The organism is Halorubrum ejinorense (assembly GCF_039522565.1).
Classification (GTDB): domain Archaea; phylum Halobacteriota; class Halobacteria; order Halobacteriales; family Haloferacaceae; genus Halorubrum; species Halorubrum ejinorense.
In genome coordinates this window covers 164,102-180,348 of sequence record NZ_BAAADQ010000001.1, presented here as the reverse complement: position 1 = coordinate 180,348, position 16,247 = coordinate 164,102, and the positions used below count along the sequence as shown (strand labels likewise).

General features: G+C 58.9%; 15 protein-coding genes. 7 read left to right on the top strand and 8 right to left on the bottom strand.

The genetic code is table 11. The annotated features are described in order from the left end of the window. Positions 1–96: 96 nt before the first annotated feature. Positions 97–687 carry a tyrosine-type recombinase/integrase gene (locus ABDZ89_RS00935; protein WP_343775704.1) on the bottom strand — a complete coding sequence of 197 codons (591 nt, stop codon included), beginning with the start codon at positions 685–687 and terminating at the stop codon, positions 97–99. 264 nt (positions 688–951) lie between these two features. Here ABDZ89_RS00935 and ABDZ89_RS00930 point away from each other — a divergent pair, with 264 nt between their 5' ends. After that, entirely contained in the window at positions 952–1,977 is a 1,026-nt protein-coding gene (locus ABDZ89_RS00930; RefSeq protein ID WP_343775701.1) for a DnaJ domain-containing protein, read from the top strand. Positions 1,978–2,162: 185 nt separating this feature from the next. Further along, on the top strand, positions 2,163–4,043 hold the full coding sequence (locus ABDZ89_RS00925) for a hypothetical protein (RefSeq protein ID WP_343775698.1): 1,881 nt from the start codon (positions 2,163–2,165) through the stop codon (positions 4,041–4,043). A 263-nt stretch (positions 4,044–4,306) separates the two neighbouring features. Here ABDZ89_RS00925 and ABDZ89_RS00920 read toward each other — a convergent pair whose 3' ends face one another. The 5 genes from ABDZ89_RS00920 to ABDZ89_RS00900 form a co-directional block, all read right to left on the bottom strand. Then, entirely contained in the window at positions 4,307–4,603 is a 297-nt protein-coding gene (locus ABDZ89_RS00920) for a hypothetical protein (protein WP_343775695.1), read from the bottom strand. Positions 4,604–5,779: 1,176 nt separating this feature from the next. Next, positions 5,780–5,959, bottom strand: coding sequence for a hypothetical protein (locus tag ABDZ89_RS00915; RefSeq protein WP_343775692.1), 180 nt, complete (start codon positions 5,957–5,959; stop codon positions 5,780–5,782). A gap of 368 nt (positions 5,960–6,327) precedes the next feature. Continuing rightward, positions 6,328–6,681 (bottom strand): DUF7344 domain-containing protein, encoded by a 354-nt coding sequence (locus ABDZ89_RS00910; protein ID WP_343775689.1) that lies wholly within the window; start codon positions 6,679–6,681, stop codon positions 6,328–6,330. A 71-nt stretch (positions 6,682–6,752) separates the two neighbouring features. Continuing rightward, a complete protein-coding gene (locus tag ABDZ89_RS00905; protein WP_343775687.1) occupies positions 6,753–7,409 on the bottom strand; it encodes a helix-turn-helix domain-containing protein in 657 nt (218 codons plus the stop codon). A gap of 225 nt (positions 7,410–7,634) precedes the next feature. Further along, on the bottom strand, positions 7,635–8,312 hold the full coding sequence (locus ABDZ89_RS00900; protein ID WP_343775685.1) for a DUF8102 family protein: 678 nt from the start codon (positions 8,310–8,312) through the stop codon (positions 7,635–7,637). 410 nt (positions 8,313–8,722) lie between these two features. Between ABDZ89_RS00900 and ABDZ89_RS00895 the strand changes: the two genes are divergently transcribed. After that, a complete protein-coding gene (locus tag ABDZ89_RS00895) occupies positions 8,723–8,899 on the top strand; it encodes a hypothetical protein (RefSeq protein ID WP_343775683.1) in 177 nt (58 codons plus the stop codon). Between the two features lie 5 nt (positions 8,900–8,904). On the opposite strand, the gene ABDZ89_RS00890 is transcribed toward ABDZ89_RS00895, so the two are convergent. Together ABDZ89_RS00890 and ABDZ89_RS00885 are read right to left on the bottom strand one after the other, a co-directional pair. Beyond that, entirely contained in the window at positions 8,905–10,182 is a 1,278-nt protein-coding gene (locus ABDZ89_RS00890) for a tyrosine-type recombinase/integrase (RefSeq protein WP_343775681.1), read from the bottom strand. Between the two features lie 515 nt (positions 10,183–10,697). Then, the gene (locus tag ABDZ89_RS00885) at positions 10,698–11,501 is read right to left on the bottom strand and encodes a DUF485 domain-containing protein (RefSeq protein WP_343775678.1); all 804 of its coding nucleotides are present in this window, start codon (positions 11,499–11,501) and stop codon (positions 10,698–10,700) included. A 180-nt stretch (positions 11,502–11,681) separates the two neighbouring features. On the opposite strand from ABDZ89_RS00885, the gene ABDZ89_RS00880 reads away from it, so the two are divergent. From ABDZ89_RS00880 to ABDZ89_RS00865, 4 genes are read left to right on the top strand one after another with little or no spacing between them, the layout of a single operon-like run. Beyond that, a complete protein-coding gene (locus ABDZ89_RS00880; protein ID WP_343775675.1) occupies positions 11,682–12,812 on the top strand; it encodes a tRNA (guanine(26)-N(2))-dimethyltransferase in 1,131 nt (376 codons plus the stop codon). Between the two features lie 58 nt (positions 12,813–12,870). After that, positions 12,871–14,181: a YihY/virulence factor BrkB family protein gene (locus tag ABDZ89_RS00875; protein ID WP_343775672.1), complete on the top strand. Its 1,311-nt coding sequence runs from the start codon at positions 12,871–12,873 to the stop codon at positions 14,179–14,181. A gap of 45 nt (positions 14,182–14,226) precedes the next feature. Next, positions 14,227–15,231: a phosphatase PAP2 family protein gene (locus ABDZ89_RS00870; protein WP_343775669.1), complete on the top strand. Its 1,005-nt coding sequence runs from the start codon at positions 14,227–14,229 to the stop codon at positions 15,229–15,231. A 24-nt stretch (positions 15,232–15,255) separates the two neighbouring features. Continuing rightward, positions 15,256–16,233 carry a calcium/sodium antiporter gene (locus ABDZ89_RS00865; RefSeq protein ID WP_343775666.1) on the top strand — a complete coding sequence of 326 codons (978 nt, stop codon included), beginning with the start codon at positions 15,256–15,258 and terminating at the stop codon, positions 16,231–16,233. Positions 16,234–16,247: the final 14 nt, after the last annotated feature.

The window sequence follows — 16,247 nt, the reverse complement described above, 5'->3', positions numbered from 1 at the left end:
GGTCATCCAACAAAGTACGTGTACTATTCTATAGCACCTACAGCATTGAGTATCATACTAACCTCACCCGGAATTACCAAAGGCTATCTCACGGCTCTAGAGCCAGCCGACCTTCTCACGAGCGCGACGCTGCGCTGCTGGGCTATATGTGCCTTTATAGTGGTCAAGGAATGTTTCTAAATCTTCCCACCCGCCCCAGTCAAGCACCAAAAGCGGGTCTACCTCCTTCTCGGCGAGCGATGTTGCCCACGTCCGACGGAGGTCGTGTGTCGAGAGATACCTCCAGCCCTCATCGACAGTCTCTCCGGCCAGCTGCTCGCGAGCGTTTTTGACCCACCGACGCAGTGATCGCGTTGACTGTATCGATAGGACTGGTTCGTCGGAGGGTGCGTCGCGAACGTCGCCGATAGTCTGGATAGTGGTTGCGAGATTCGCCGGCATGGGCGTCTCACGATATTTTTCGCCTTTCCCGTCTGGTACCCGAAGCATCGGGCCCGCATCTGTGCTGGCGACGTCCTGCGGAGCGACATCGGTGATCTCTCCGGAGCGCAGGCCGCAACGTGCTCCGAGTTCGAAAGCGACCCGGTGCTCGGTGTCGCTGGCGATCTCGATAAGCTGCTTTACCTCCGCTTGACTAAGCCACACCTTCTTGCCTGCCTCGTCTTCTTGATGATCCCGCAGATTCATCGTGGCGTCCGGTTATCATGCTAACCGGACATAAAGATGAGGTCTGTCCCCCAATTTGAGGCTATCCAGGGTTGATAGAAGCTAGATCCGTCCGGCTTCTCCCCAATTATCGGATCAGAACTAAAAAATTCCCACTCGAATAACTACTATGCTATTTTATGAATTATCAAGTATGAGTATCTCGCCAAAACCATCTTATTAGCAGCATAGGAGATACCAGTATGTTCATTGAGTACAACGTAACTAGCAATCGCTTATTATAATATGAGTTCAGATTATTATGACTTGCTGGATGTCTCAAGAAACGATTCGTACGACACAGTACGTCGTTCATATCGAGACCTAGTAAAAGAATATCACCCAGACGTGAGCGACCTGCCGAATGCGCAAGAACGATTTCAACAGATCAAAGCTGCGTATGAGGTGCTCAACAACCCGAAAAAAAGGAAAAAATACAATCAGATTTCTCACGATGAATTTGTAAATCAACACGGGGGATATTCATCTAAAGAAATTAAGGAAGCTACAGATGTACAGTTGGTAAACAATGGAAAAAATATCTCTCAAGCTAAATCCACATACTCTCAGACCCGTAGCCGGCGCAATCAAAGAGACGATAACAGCAGTCAAGATGAATATAAAAGCGAGAATAGGCCTTGGTATGATTGGATTCTACAGGGGCGTACAGCTGAAAACAGCGGCTATGCCGCGTATTCTCTCCGGTTAGGTGTTTTTTTGATATTGACCTTAGCCATCTTTCTACCTGCCAGTTCTATCTTAATTGGTGGCGACTACGGGTTCTACTTTCTTCTTATGGTTCTTGGAGGTCGGGCCATCTATCTGATCTCGTTTGAATCTTTGCGGAAAGACTATCAGAAGATAGATAATAGTCCCGAATCAGACGCCTATTCAATACCTTATGCGGTCGGATTAGGATTCCTTGGGGTCATATTACTGTTGCCTGTAACTCTATTTTCACCTTCATTGCTTGGTAGATTACTCGGAGTATTCGGAGGCGTCATTTTTGCTAATGGTCTCATAGGAACCGTCTTAGCAGTAGGTTGGGGGACTGCTGATGACTATTACAATCTCAGATTGGATGTAAAACCAGTCTTTTGGAATTTCCTGGTCCAAGCACCAATAATTGTATATCTTGCGGCTCCTAATATGCCATCTTGGAATATATTCGCACTAGGACTACTTGTTATTCCACTCTTGGCAGGGATTGTATACACTATCCGTTACCACAGTGAAATAGTAAGTGAGCTAATCAACCGGATAACTGTCTGATAATTTAAATACTGAGATATGCGAATTTATTAATATTCGATCTGATGAAATAACCTAATTAGCAGATAAGAAGTGTAGATGCGGCCCTCTGAACAGCACACTCATACACCAATTCATGCTACGATATTCTTAATTCTGATATTTTTGTCACCAGGTATATGTGTTCTACGCGATTCTCATTCTACATGAGTCTATTAAAAAAAGACAAAATCATATCTGTCATTCTAGTCTCAGTAGTCGTGTTGGCAGGGCTAACAGCCCCTGTCACCGCTCAAGAAGAAGTCGATACCTCCGAGTTGAAAATTAGTGAGGTGACTACGCCATCTGAGGTTGACATCGATGAAAAAGCTGAATTGGCATCTGACGCAACGATTTCTGACCTTCCGGCTGACTGGTCTGCTCAACTTAAGTTTACAGCATATGCTAATAACAGCAAACTAGGAACTCAGGAGGTTAGTGTTGAAGATGGTGAGACTGTTGATGTCTCCCTAAGTCACTCTTTTGAAGAGGCTGGTCCCAAGGAAATCTATTTTGAGGTCACAGGCGAACTGACACGAGAAGGAGCTCTAACTGAGCAATCTTCGAGTATTGATCGAACAACACCGTCAAAGATCATCAATATCGTGGACCCTTCCTCCACGAAGACTGGAGATACACCAGGAGGCGATGAATCGATTGGCGATCAGGTAGATAGTACGAGCGATAAGTTAGGACCTGAGATCTCTACCGAAGGGGCAGCATTTGTTGCCCCTGGTTCCATTCAGGATCAGGTAGATGATCTCCGAGAAACGCTCCCTCTCGGTGAAGATCGCGTCTCACATGCGTTCGTCCTAGCTACGTCGGATAACCTGTATCTTGTACTCACTGATAAGGAGCCGGTGGAGGGATACGCCTCCATCCAGGGGACCGAGCTTGATGCTAATGAAATCTCACTGGATAGAAGAAATAGTTTAGAATTTAAACCAGTTCGAGCCACCGGGGTTGAGTACCAAGAGCCATCCAAAGCAAGCGTCGGAAGGGTTTATCGGAACACGGACGACTACCGCAGGGACTACGTTGAGTTCACCGCCAATCATCGGAGCATTGCTATTGACGACGAACAGAGTGATTACAAATTAACGACCGGTGTACTGGTTGATGATCCGATAGAGTCTGAAGAGCTGTTCCGAACTATTGGTGGACAGTCACATGCCATGTTAGACCAATTAAATAGAGACACTGTTGGCGGGGTTCTGGGTGATCTTTCTCGACCCCATATTATCACGACAGAACCTGATACCAAAGCCCGTTATTGGCAGAATACAGCCGTTACAATGACTGGCATCGTAACATCGCCCGAATCTCCTGCCGGCGAATTTATTCGATCTCAACAAAAATACAATACCCTCCCGACAGACCCCGATACGCCAGTACTGTACGTCACCAATAGTCAATACAACCCACAGAGTGTATCCATCTCGGAGATTTCAGAGGATCCCTCCGCTTACGAGGGTGACACGGTCCAGTTTGAATCGAGCCTTTATATGAAGACAATAAGCAGCAAGCGTATTATTGAATCGACAGGAACCAAAATGCCTCCGATTGATACAGTCCTACACGGTGGTGTGGCGTGGGACAGACAACCGGATACTCGTGATGATCTAGTTGGTGTGATAGCGGCTTCTTCAATAACCCAAAATCAGCTCAGCAAAGAGCGAACTGGTACCTACAAAGTAACTGGGGAGGTAATATCAACTGACAAAATCAAAGGCAATCTTTCGCAAGGCTACGTTCTAATTGCGTATAACCTTGAAAGAACGGGAGACCTTGATACCACCTCTATAAGCGATCTTAGTGTACAGCAAAGTTCAAAAATATCAAAAGTACTACAAAGACAAACAAACCCCACTATCGAGACATCCGATTCATCATCCCCCGATGGTGGAACAACCGCTGAATCAACAAATTCTGATGGCGTACTTGGGGATACAACTGATAACGAATCAAATACTGAATCTAGTAGAGGCAATGATATTGTTAGCACGATGTCCGAATTAGTGAAGCAAATCGTCGACTTGTTCTCATAATGACACAATTTCGACTCATATAACGGCCCAATCCCTATCTGTAATTTGATGACGCTATCTCATTAGTCGGTCCCGACTAATTCCTCTACCTCCGGACAAAGCTGTAAGCCCGTCGGTGGGTAAAGCCGAGGCCAATTGGTGAAGATGGCCAAACCTTCGAGGCTGCCTCGAAATGATCAAAGAGGGCTTACAATCGACGACGCGGAGTTAGTCCAACTTCACCGTGCCCGCCGGCTATTGGAGGTCAGGGCGAACCTCCTCAACTAAGAGTACCACACGGCCACGACCGAGTCGACGTCTGTTGCTATTGAGCGCACTATCGAGTTCCGGACGATGTATGATGGGGTTATGCCCCCTTGGACGTCGTCAGCACCCACCGACGGCTCTACCAACGTGGTGGCGAGATTGGCCTCTCCGACGACACCTTTGGAGACAACTTCGTCGAGGTTCCTGGCCGCGAACCGATACGCTATTCTCTCGGAGGAGACCCTAGCTCTCCTGACCCATTCCGGGGTTTTCCAGACAGGCTTGATCTCTCCGATGAATCCATTCAGGACCACGTTGATTCCGGAGAGACTTTCCTCGCACCCGTCCGGGCTCTCGAACGCGCCGATGGGGCCTGGAAACGGCAGGGGACAGCCGATACATCGTCGTGGGGACGAGGAACTCCGACGACGTCCCGACAACCGAACAAGTCCGGTCCGCCCTTCAGCGCTTGCCCACCCGACTGTGGGCGTCACCGAACAGGACGAAGACGGGTATCAGGTTACCATCGACTACGAGAACGGGGTCCAGCTAGTGCGGTCCCTCGGAGACGCTGTACAATCTCCTGCTGAAGACGGGGACAGCTAACAATCAGAGGACCGATTTCGGCATTTTAGTCCCATCAAAACTGTCGAATTCGAGTATTACGGATGTTACCCCTCTCCATAGATCTGGGGATTCAACTGATCCCCAGTCTTTCCCGAGATGTTCCCCGGTAGTAGCCCCGTGGGGTCCCGACCAACTCCCCGGGGATTTCTGGGGCCCTCCGAGAACCGGATACCTCCGACCCCGCCCACCAGAGCTGTTCTACTATCCCTAACATGGCCGGTGGTAGCTGACCGAAGTATCGGTCGATTTCGGCGTTTGAGTCCCATCAAAAATCCTGAATTCGGATATTACGGGTACTCCCTATCCTGTAGAGACACGTGCCACGCCCGATCCTTAACAGGAGACTCCCTAGATATCCCCCGGGACTCCCGGCCAATTCTCCGGGGCCGTTTCGGACAGGGGGCGCATACCAGCGGTACCCCGGTGACACCCCACTTCTCCCTCTCCGCCTCATTGGTCGGCGGTTGCTGAGCATAATATCGCTCGATTCCACTGTTTCACTCCGACCAGACCTTCCGAATTCGGATAGTCAAAAGAACTCCTGCTCGTGCCCTTGATGTGGGAAGCGAATTCCCCCCGGTATCTTCCGGGGCTGTTCAGGGTTATAAGGGAACTCCCGACCAATTCTGTTGAAGCGTCTTTCGGGGTCCCCGATCAATTCTCTCAGGGCGTTACCCGTGAAGTCCGGCGGACTCGAAAGCGTCGTCGACGACGGGTTGGTCGGGGGCGATGTTCTCGGCGTTTTGGTACTGCCGGAGAGACCGCTCGACATCCTTGGGGAAGTAGGCGTTTCGGGGCTTCCCGCTCGAGCTTGTGGTGTCCTTCCCTCGGGGCACCCGGAGACGGTAATGGTCGGCGTCGGTTTAGCGGACGTGCGTCAGCTTAACCTGGGGGATCTCGAAGGCGCGAAACCCGACGAATCCGCCCAACTGGAGTATCACATCGTCCCGGTATGAGACGGTGGCTCGACGGAGTTGGTCGAGGTCGTCGTCGGTCATCCACAGTTTGAAGATGTCTTCGCCCTCGGCCGCCTCAAGTCGCATGTTGGTTACCAGAATTTCCGTCGTGAAGTATCCTGTTTCTGATTAGAATTGACCGGGATACGGGGGATATTGTCTTGGGAGTGACCGCCGATTCTCCATTTACTTCCGGGTTATCACACAACCAGGCATTGTGACTCTGATAAAACCGTTAAGAACTGACAGGACCACCGTGCGAGATACAGAGGATGTAGTCAGCACGGGGACTGCGTTATTTTCTCAAATAGGGTGTCATAGAAGAGTTGCCACGACATTTATTTCGCGAATATACAGCCGAATCAGCCGATAGAACGCGCTTGCGTACTGAACGATCTACCGTCGGAACGGCACTTTCCCGATGGAATCGTGACCGTGAACGATTCGGAAGACCATCACGCCTCCATGGGTAGCCCCGACACCCATTCATCGGGCAGTTCATCACGATGCTCGTATATCAACTGGAGAAGTGGGACGACCTCTTCCCAACTCGGCCCTTTAGAGAGTCCGCCTGACTCACGCTCCCATTCAATGAATCCCATATCGGCAAGTTTCGGAAGATGCGCGTGTCTCAATTCGATGCGAGTGGCAGCACGGTCATCAGTGGTCTCCCCTTCGACCAGAAGGTCTAATGGGTCGAGGTAATCGTCATCTTGTGGATTCGCGTCGTAAAGGGCGAAAAGAAGCTGGCGGCGATATGGATTGGCGAGCGCGGTGAAGGCTTGACTGTCTGGATGTGTCCCAACCACGTCGTACTGTACTGATTGCTACTGTGAAGGAGCTTTGATTGACTGGTCAACCGGTTTAATAAGCGGTACCGTTACTCGTATTTCTCACCAGTCGAGAGTAACACCTCTCGGAGAATCTTCAGGTTGCCGCGTCGAATCCGATTCGAGAGCGCTTGGCGAGAGATGTCCAATTCGTCGGCTAGTTCGTCGAGACTTATCTCGCTTGGTGTCTCGAAGTATCCATTCCCGAGGGCGAGAAGGAGTGCTTCACGCTGTTCTTGTGAAAGGTCGAAGCGACGACCGACACCGGTTGCTTCGGTTAACGTGTACGTCCGGTCAATATGCAGAGGAATATCGTTCTCAATAACATAGTTGTGAAACGTTGAGAGGTTGCTGTGATCGGGAAACCGCAAGCGAAACGTCCAGTCTTCAAGGCCGCGAGCTTCGAGAACCACCCCGTCCGCCTGGGCAATCCCTTCGATCAAGTCCATCGGAGGCTCTTCCCACTCGATGCGGTACAACCCACTCTCACCAATTCTATCGAGTGGGAGGAGTTCTTGGACGTTGGATTGAGAGCGTACCATGTCCGCAAATGTGTCATGGTCGTCGCCGGTCACCCACACGAAGGGCATGATCATATCCCCGGTCGGGACGATCCGTTCAAGTTCAATCTGCATGGATGACCCCGATAGGACTTCACCGAGCTGAAACTCTGTGGCCGGGATTGAGAACTCCAGAATGACGCTCATACCACGGATCGGAGCGCCAGTCTTGTAGTGGTTACTCCCCTATGTTTGATGAAATGTAAAATGGACGGTGTAACTGAGTCCTGTACGTACTACACCTATCGATACTTCCTCTGTACTGAGCGATCCACAGGTCAGTCAACGAGGTGTGAGAAGAGTTCTATAACACCCTCAGTAGCTGAGGCTACAGCAGCAGGGACATGCCAAAGGGTTGGCCCTACCTCAACGTTATGAGCCGGTATCTTCGTCTTGGGTAGACTCAACCGCACCTCCAGCGTAGACACCTGGGAACTCTTCATCTGTGTTCTCAAGCTCTTCGAGGTCTGCGGGGTCGAGCTTTCCCGCCTTGACTAGCGCACCAATCTCGCTAGGTGTCAACTGACCTCCTTCGCCCTCCTGTATCCTCTTATAGAGTTGGTCGACGTTAGGCTCGTATTCGATGTCGATGTCTACATCAACAGTGTTTGCTCTCCCTGACCATCGGCCAGACATATCGTAGTTGGCACCGAGGTAGAGACCACGCTCCAATATCTCTCCCATTCGACCGGTGTCTTGGTTGATTCCGATGTACATGAACGCCAATATTGACGAGAAGGCAGTATTGAGTTCCTCGGTGTCGAATGCCTCCATGACCTTCTCCCACTCCGTCTGCTCTAGCAGGAGCCAGAGCAGATTGAAGTCACGGATCCCCTCGATAGTTCGCTCTCGTATCGCTTGACGACGGTTGAGTACCGTCTGGTCGTGGCTATAGTCTTTCAGCCCGCAGAGGTACTCTCTGTCGGTCGGAGAGAGAATACCGCGTGGACGGTCGACAGGGTCTAACAGCGATTCGCTGGGGAAGTCGTCGTTGGCTTCTTCGACACCCGTGAACAGCTCGCGACCCTTGTTTTGATCACCGTTACTCATACAAGTCGAAATCCACCTAATCACTTGTTTTCTGTGTGCCGGAATAATTTTATCGGTGGCGGCCACTCGTCTAGATAAGCGTGGAAGACACCCGACTCAACTCACGGCCAGCGGCCACGAGTACGGTAGTCGGCCAGAAACCACGCACGAGACCGGAAACAGCCCGGTCCTACTGTACACAGCGCTCAGCGTTGTATCAGGCGATGTCAGCGGACTCCGCCCAAGGATCCCCGCCGACATCTGAAACGAACTACGACCGGACAGGTCAACCGTGACGGCTAACCCTTACCGGCTATCCTCAAGTCGATTTTCGACTAACAAAGGTGTTTCGGGGTTTTCGTCGAAAATCCCCCTATCGGTGAGCCTGTCCGTACACGTCGACCGGGATCGCCCGGCACCAAACGGACAATATGACCGAATCCCACGATAACGCGGACCCAGCAGCACAGCGCGACGAACAGGCATCAGTCGAAGAGCTCATCGAGAGCCACTTCGATACGTTCTCAGAACTCGCCGACTCTAACTTACCAATCTCAGAAGACGCCGAGAAAGCTATCGCACTAACTGACGGTGGAGAAGACCAGTGAGCTGCTCACACGTCGAGCAGCTCGCGCCGGAGCCGAGGCGATTCGTCGAGGAGTTGCCGAAACTCCAACACAGCGCCGGCGAGTTCTGTGTCCGCCTGTGCGGCCGACTCGATGATGCGGTCGTCCTGTTCGTCAATGGCGTCTTCGGTGGTCCGGTCGGCGGGAGCGCCACACCGCGGACAGAACTGGGCGGTCGGTTTGAGTGTCTCGCGACAGTTACCACAGGTCTTCGGTTTCGACGGACCCGTATCGTCGTCCGCTTCCTCGACGTACCCGGTCTCGACACGGATCTTTTCGTTTCGTTGCCGGTCGGTCGTGTGGTCGTAGGCTTGGAGCATCCGGTCGTCATTCCAGCCGGCGATGTGTTGGATCTGCTGGGGCTGGAGTCCTTCTCGGGACAAGCGGGTGATTCCGGTGTGTCGGAAGTTGTGGGGGTTCACCGGCTTTTCGATGCCCGCACGGTCGGCGCAGATCTTGAGCATACTGCGCAACGCGTCCGTACTGAGGGCGCACTCCTCGGGGTTGTCGAAATCGTAGTTTCGGAGGACCGGCCAGAGTGGAGACTCGTCACGGGAGTCAGGGTGGCCCTGGTTCAGCCAGGTGCGGAGTTCGGCAGCGCTCTGAAGGATCGGGTACCGCTTGTCTGGGGCACCCTTGTGACCGGAACCGTTCGGATTTGGAGTGAAGTAGGGGCGTTTGGTGTTGAGGTCGTGGATGTCCTTGACTCGAAGCTGAAGTGCCAGGGACGCGCGAGCGCAACTATCGACCAGGAACTCGATGAGCGCCGGGTCTCGGTGGTTTTTGGTGTGCTGTTTCAGCGCTTCGATGTCCTCGGGTTCGAGAATTTGGTCTTCGTTGACTCGGCTGATGCTCTGGGAGGGCGTATCGATCCCCTCGTAGAAGCCGAATTCACCGTATTCCGGTTCGTCGTCCAACCACTCGAAGAAGACCTTGATAGCCGCCTTGTACCCCCTCATGCCGCTGCCGTTGGGTTCGAGTCCGTATCCGCCCTGATCCTTCGGCTTGGTGAGGGTCCGAATGAGATCGCGGTAATCGGATCGGTCCATCTCGACAAGCGGTACTTCAGCTCGGTCGGAGGCGTTTCGAAGACTACTGAGGTCCCGGTACAGGGTGTTGCGGGCCATGTCTTGGTTCCCCTGTCGCTCCATTCGAACGAAATCGTGGATCGCTTTTCGGTCGGATCCGTCGATTTTGCTCTCCTCAAGCAGTGTCCACTGCCGATCGAGCTTATTTTGTGTGTTGCTGGCGTCGTCGACATCCATCGTATATTGCCTAACTCAAGCCAGATATTAAGAGGTTTTGTATTAACAAGCGCCAGATGTTCGGCAACGAGTAGCGCGACGCCGCGACATCGTTTTATTCCGCGCTCGACCGCCGAGCGACGGCTCCCCCGCCTCCGGGACTCGCTGCGCAGATCGAGGACGCGAACGTCCTGACGATGTTCCCGTCCTCCGATCGCCGCCGTTCGAGACTCTCCGAGTACCGTGTCGGGCGGCCAAGCGCGGGCCGCGACAGACACGGTCCTCGCTCCGCTCGAACCGCCGGACCCCGAGCCGCTGTCGCCGGGGTCGGTCGAGGACCGCTCGTCGCTTTCGGTCGTGGTCTCGGTCACTACGACCTCTCGGAACAGACCCGGCGAGCCTGCCCCGCGAGCAGTTCGGCGAGCGCGCGCAGGCGACGCTCGATGGCGTCGCCGAACACGGCGTAGCTATCGGAAAAACACGCGGTTCAGCGGCGAAAGCGGGAGAAAATCCACCTGGCTCCCGGTCGGCGCCGCCTACGAGTCGTCGCGCCGATCGGTTTCGTCGTCGTCTCCCTCGTCGCCGCTCGCTTTGGCCGCCTTCTCGGCGGCTTCCTCGACTTTCTCGCCGACACTCTCCTCGACGGTCTTCTCCACCGTCTCTTCGACTTTCTCGCCGACGGTTTCTTCGACCTTTTCGCCGACGGTCTCCTCGACGGTCTTCTCCACCGTCTCTTCGACTTTCTCGCCGACGGTTTCTTCGACCTTTTCTCCGACGGTCTCTTCGACGGTCTTCTCCACCGTCTCCTCGACTTTCTCGCCGACGGTCTCCTCGACGGTCTTCTCTACCGTCTCGCCCACCGTCTCTTCGACTTTACCCGACACCTCTTCGCTGACGGTGTCGCTCACGTTGTCGGCGACCTCGCTGACTTCCTTGTTGACGGTCTCGCCGACGCTCTCTTCGACCTGTTTGCTGACCGTCTCCTCGACGGTCTCCTCAACGCTCTTTTCGACCTCCTTGCTGACGGTCTCGCCGACGGTCTTCTCGACTTCCTTGTTAACGGTCTCGCCGACGGTCTTTTCGACCTCCTTGTCGACGGTCTGGCCGACGCTCTCCTCGACCTGCTTGCCCACCTCGTCCGCCACTTCGCGGGTCATCCAGTCCGGGTCGAACCGGGCCATCTTCCAGACGACGTGGACGACGTAGGATGCGAACACGCCGATCCCGAACGCGATCGCGACGTTGGTCACCTGGAGGGTCGCGATGAGCACGACCGACAGGATGATCAGTGCCCCGTACGCGAGGTCGGTGAGCGCGTCGATTCGCGCCGGACTTACCATCGCCGCTCCTCCGTCTCTGTACCGACTCCGTCTATTCGCTGCCGCACGGCGTCTCCGTTCATACGGTCACCTTCTGTGCCGGCGGGCTAAAAGCCTCCTCGTCGCGCTCTCTCGCGGACACCACCGGCGTCGAGCGCCTCGGAGCGCGAGCCTTTTAGCCCGGATGGGCGAACCGACGGTATGGACATCGAAGAGGGCGGACTCACCGTCTCCGTCCCGGAGGCCCGCGACGGCGCCAGCGAGGGGACCGGCGGCGGCGTCTTCTTCAACCCGACACAGGAGCTGAACCGAGACGTCACGGTCGCGACGCTGCGCGCCTACCGCGACCGAGAGCCGCGCGTGGCCTCGTATCTCGACGCGATGGCCGCCTCGGGGGTCCGCGGCGTCCGCGCGGCCGCGGAGGGGTACGACGTCACCTGCGCCGACATCGACGCGGACGCGGTCGACCTCGCGGCCGCCAACCTCGACGCGAACGGCCTCGACGGCGAGGCGGTCAACCGCGACGTCAACGCCCTGTTGTACGACGAGGGACCGTTCGACGTGGTCGATCTGGACCCGTACGGCACGCCGATCCCCTTCGCCGACGCCGCGGTCGCGAACGGCCGCAACCTCGTCTGCGTCACCGCGACCGACACCGCGCCGCTGTGTGGTGCCCACCTCAACAGCGGGATCCGGAAGTACGGCGCGGTCCCGCGCAACACCGACTACCACCCGGAGATGGGGCTTCGGACGCTGATATCCGCCCTGGTGCGGACCGCGGCGCGCTACGACAAGGCGGCGACGCCGGTCCTCTCACACGTCTCCCGCCACTACGCGCGGACCTACCTGGAACTGGAGTCCGGCGCCCGCGCGGCCGACGACTGCCTCGAACACCTCGGGCACGTCGACGGCTGCGAGGACTGCCTCTGGCGCGCCGCGACCCCCGGCCGGATCGCCGACCCGGTCGACGCCTGCCCGGAGTGCGGGAGCGACCGCGTGCTCACGGCCGGCCCGATCTGGCTCGGGCCGGTCGCCGACGGCGACTTCGCGCGTGCGGTCCGCGCCGAGGTCACGGACGACATGGGCGAGGCGAAACGCGCGCGAAAGCTGCTCGACACGGTGGCGACGGAGCTCGACACGCCGACCCACTACGACCAACACCGCCTCTACAAACAGTGGGGCGAGCCGGCGATCGGGATGGACGATTTCGTGGCGACCCTCCGAGACGCGGGTTACGAGGCCAGTCGGGCCCACTACCGCGGGACCGCGGTCAAGAGCACGGCGTCGATCCCCGAGATGCGCAGGGCGGTCCTCGGCGGCGACGGGGACTGAGAGCTCCTCCGCCGTCGGCACCCCCTCGCTTTTGTCGCGGTCGGTCGAAGGGCGGGACGTGTCCCGACACTCGCGCACCGCGTTCGGCACGGCTCGGCGCGTCGTCGACGTCGCGGTCGACCGGCAGGTAACGTTCCTCGCCGCCGCCATCGCCTACTACGCGTTCGTCTCGCTCGTCCCCGCGCTGCTGTTGCTCGTCGTCGTCGCCACCGCCGTCTTCGGCGAGACGATCGCCGGCGAGCTGGTAGCGGGGGCGGGCGACCTCCTCACGCCGGCCGGCGAGGAGGCGGTGACCGCGGCGATCGCCTCCGCCGGCGGTCGGACCGGCGCGAGCGTGCTCGGCGTCGCGGTGCTGCTCTGGTCGACGCTGAAGGTGTTTCGCGGACTCGACACGGCGTTCGCCGAACTGTACGGCGTCAAGGAGCCGCCGGACATCCTGAAACAGCTCACCGACGCCGGCTCGGTGATCCTCGCCGTCGGCGTCGGGATCGGCGTGATGGTCGTCGTCGGGGCGTTCGTCGCGGCCGCCGACGCGATCCCGCTGGTGGAGGCCGCGAGCATCCTCGTCTTACCGGGGTTCCTCGCCGTCGTCTTCCTCCCCATGTACTACCTGCTCCCCGAGCCCGACATCGCGTTCCGCGAAGCGCTACCCGGCGCGGCCGTCGCCGCCCTCGGGTGGACGCTGTTACAGGCCGGCTTTCAGGTGTACGCGGCGAGCGCCGGACAGTTTCAGGTGTACGGCGTCATCGGTGGAATCCTCCTGCTCGTCACGTGGCTCTACCTCGCGGCGGTCGTCGTCGTGACCGGGGGCGTCGTCAACGTGGTGCTTGCCGGCCGCGACGGAGTCGTCCCGGCGAGCGGCGCCGGTCTCGGCGGCGGGGCGGCGCCGACCGACCACGCCGCGGACCGGCAGTTACAACAGGACCGCGTTCGACCCACGGGTATGAACGGCGAGTCGGACCGTGACGCGGACGACGACGGGCGGCCGCACGGCGCGCCGGACGTCGCCGCCCTCGAAGCGGAGGTCCGGGAGCTGCGGTCGAAACTCGACGAGTTCGAAGACGACGTGGAGCGCCGCACGGTCGACAAACCCGAGGTCGAGTCGGAGCTGAAGCGGTACGTCCGGTCACGGATGCGCCGCGGACACGCCCGCGGCTGGGGACCGTACCTCGTGTTGCTGTACGGGACGGTGCTGACGCTCGCGGCGCTGTCGTCGCTCGACGGACTCTACGCGATCGGCGCCATCGTCGTCCTCGGACTGTCGACGCTCGGCCTCTACACGATATTTATCGTCGTCGGCATCGGTCTCAACCTACTGGAGACGCCCGGGAAGGCGCTCGATTACGCCCGCGGTCGCGGCGATGACTGAGTCGGCGTCGACTCCCGCGGGGACGGCTAACCGGGTGGCCGACCCGTGACCGGACTCGTCGGCGCCGAGCGCGGGATCGGTGAGACCGTCGTCGTCGACGCCCTCCCGGAGGTCGTCGTCGTCGTCTTCGCGGCGGTCACGCACCTCGCGGACCCGTGGTTCCTCTTCGCGCTGCTCGCCGTCGGCTACTGGTTCGCGAGCGACCGCGTCGCCGCGTCGCCGCGCCGCGCCGGCGCGACGGCCATCGCGGTCGTCACCTGCGCGTACGCCGTCACCGCGCTCGGCAAGGCGTGGTTCGCGGTCCCCCGCCCGCCGGGTGCGATGCCCCCGGCGAACGTGCCGACGTGGCTTCCCGGACTGCTCTCCGGCTGGTACGAGGCGCAGGTGCTCTCCGACGGGTTCGGCTTCCCGAGCGGCCACGCCACCGGAGGTGCGGCCGCGTACGGCGCGCTCGCGCTGCTGTACGACCGACTGTGGACGGTCCGTCGCCGCGCGGCGGCGGCCGTCGTACTGGCGGGCGCGGTCGCCGCCTCCCGCGTGGTGATCGAGGTCCACTACCTCGTCGACGTCGTCGCCGGCCTCCTCGTCGGCGCCGCGACCGTCGCCGGCGCGCTGTGGCTCGCGGGCGACCCGCGCTTTCGAGCCGGGGGCGCCGGCCCCGACGACGGGCCGGCCGCCACCGACGGCTCCGGGTCCGACCCCGGGCCGACCGCGGCCCTCGACCCCACGCCGGCGTTCCTGCTGGCCGCGGTCCTCTCGGCCGTCGCCGCGGGCGTCGCGTTCGCCGCGGGCCACCCCGGCGAGGTCGTCGAGGCGGGGATCGGGATCGCCACCGGGGCCGGCGGGGCGGTCGGGTGGCTGCTCGTCGACGGCGACGAGTCCGCGCTGACGGCCCGCGTCGCCGTCCCGGCGCTGGCGGTCACCGGCGCCCTCTGGGTCGGCGCGTACGCCCTCGCCGGCTCCCTGCCCGTCACCGTGGCCGCGACGACGGTCGCGGTGGTGGTGGTGGTCGCGTTGCCGTCGCTCCCGTCGCGCGTCGCTGCCGTTTAAGTTGCTTCCCCCGTCACGTTCGGTATGCTCGGCACCCCGGCCGTCGACGTCGCGGTGATCGCCGCGAGCGTCCTCGGCCTCTGGGTGGGGGCCCGGTCGCTCGTGGACGCTGTCGTCCGGCTCGCGCGTCGGTTCGGCGTCTCCGAACTGACGATCGGGCTAACGATCGTCGCGATGGGGACTTCCGCGCCGGAACTCGTGGTGTCGATCGACGCGGCATTCGCGGGGGTCGGCAACGTCGCGGTCGCGAACGTGATCGGCAGCAACGTGTACAACCTCGCGTTCATTCTCGGCGTCGTTTCGCTGATCCGGGTCGTCCCGGTCGAGCGCTCGCTGGTCCACCGTGACGGAGCCGCGCTCGTCGCCGCGACGCTCGCCGGCGTCTGGGCCGTCTCCGACGGCGTCGTGACGCGTCCGGAGGGGGCGCTGCTCGCGGCAGGCTTCCTCGCGTACACGGGGTACCTCCTCCGCGACGAACGCGGGGGGCCGTCGATCGATACGCTGTACCCCGACTCCCGCGTGACCGAGACGCTCGCGGACCACGCCCGGTTTCGCGGCCGGGACGCGGTCCTGCTCGTCGGGGGGCTCGCGCTGGTGTTGATCTGTGGCCACTTCATGGTGGAGGCGGCCACGTCGCTGGCGCGCGGCGCCGGTATCTCTGAGTGGGTGATCGGGGGAACGATCGTCGCCGCGGGCACGTCGACACCGGAGCTCGCGGTGTCGCTGGTCGCGATGCGGGAGGGCCACGTCGGGATGTCCGTCGGCAACGTCGTCGGCTCGAACGTGTTCAACGTCCTCGGTATCCTCGGAGTCGCAGTCGTGCTGCGGCCGCTGACGACGAGCGGAGCTGCCGCGGAGGCGGGCCTCTGGCTCGTGGTCGTGACGGTGTTGGGGGTCGCAGCGATGTGGTCCGGGCGCCGGCTCTCGCGCGGTGAGGGGTTGCTCTTGGTGCTCTCGGAGATAACCCGGTGGACACTCGGTATCCTTCGGATATTCGGGTGAGATGTCCCGCCGGC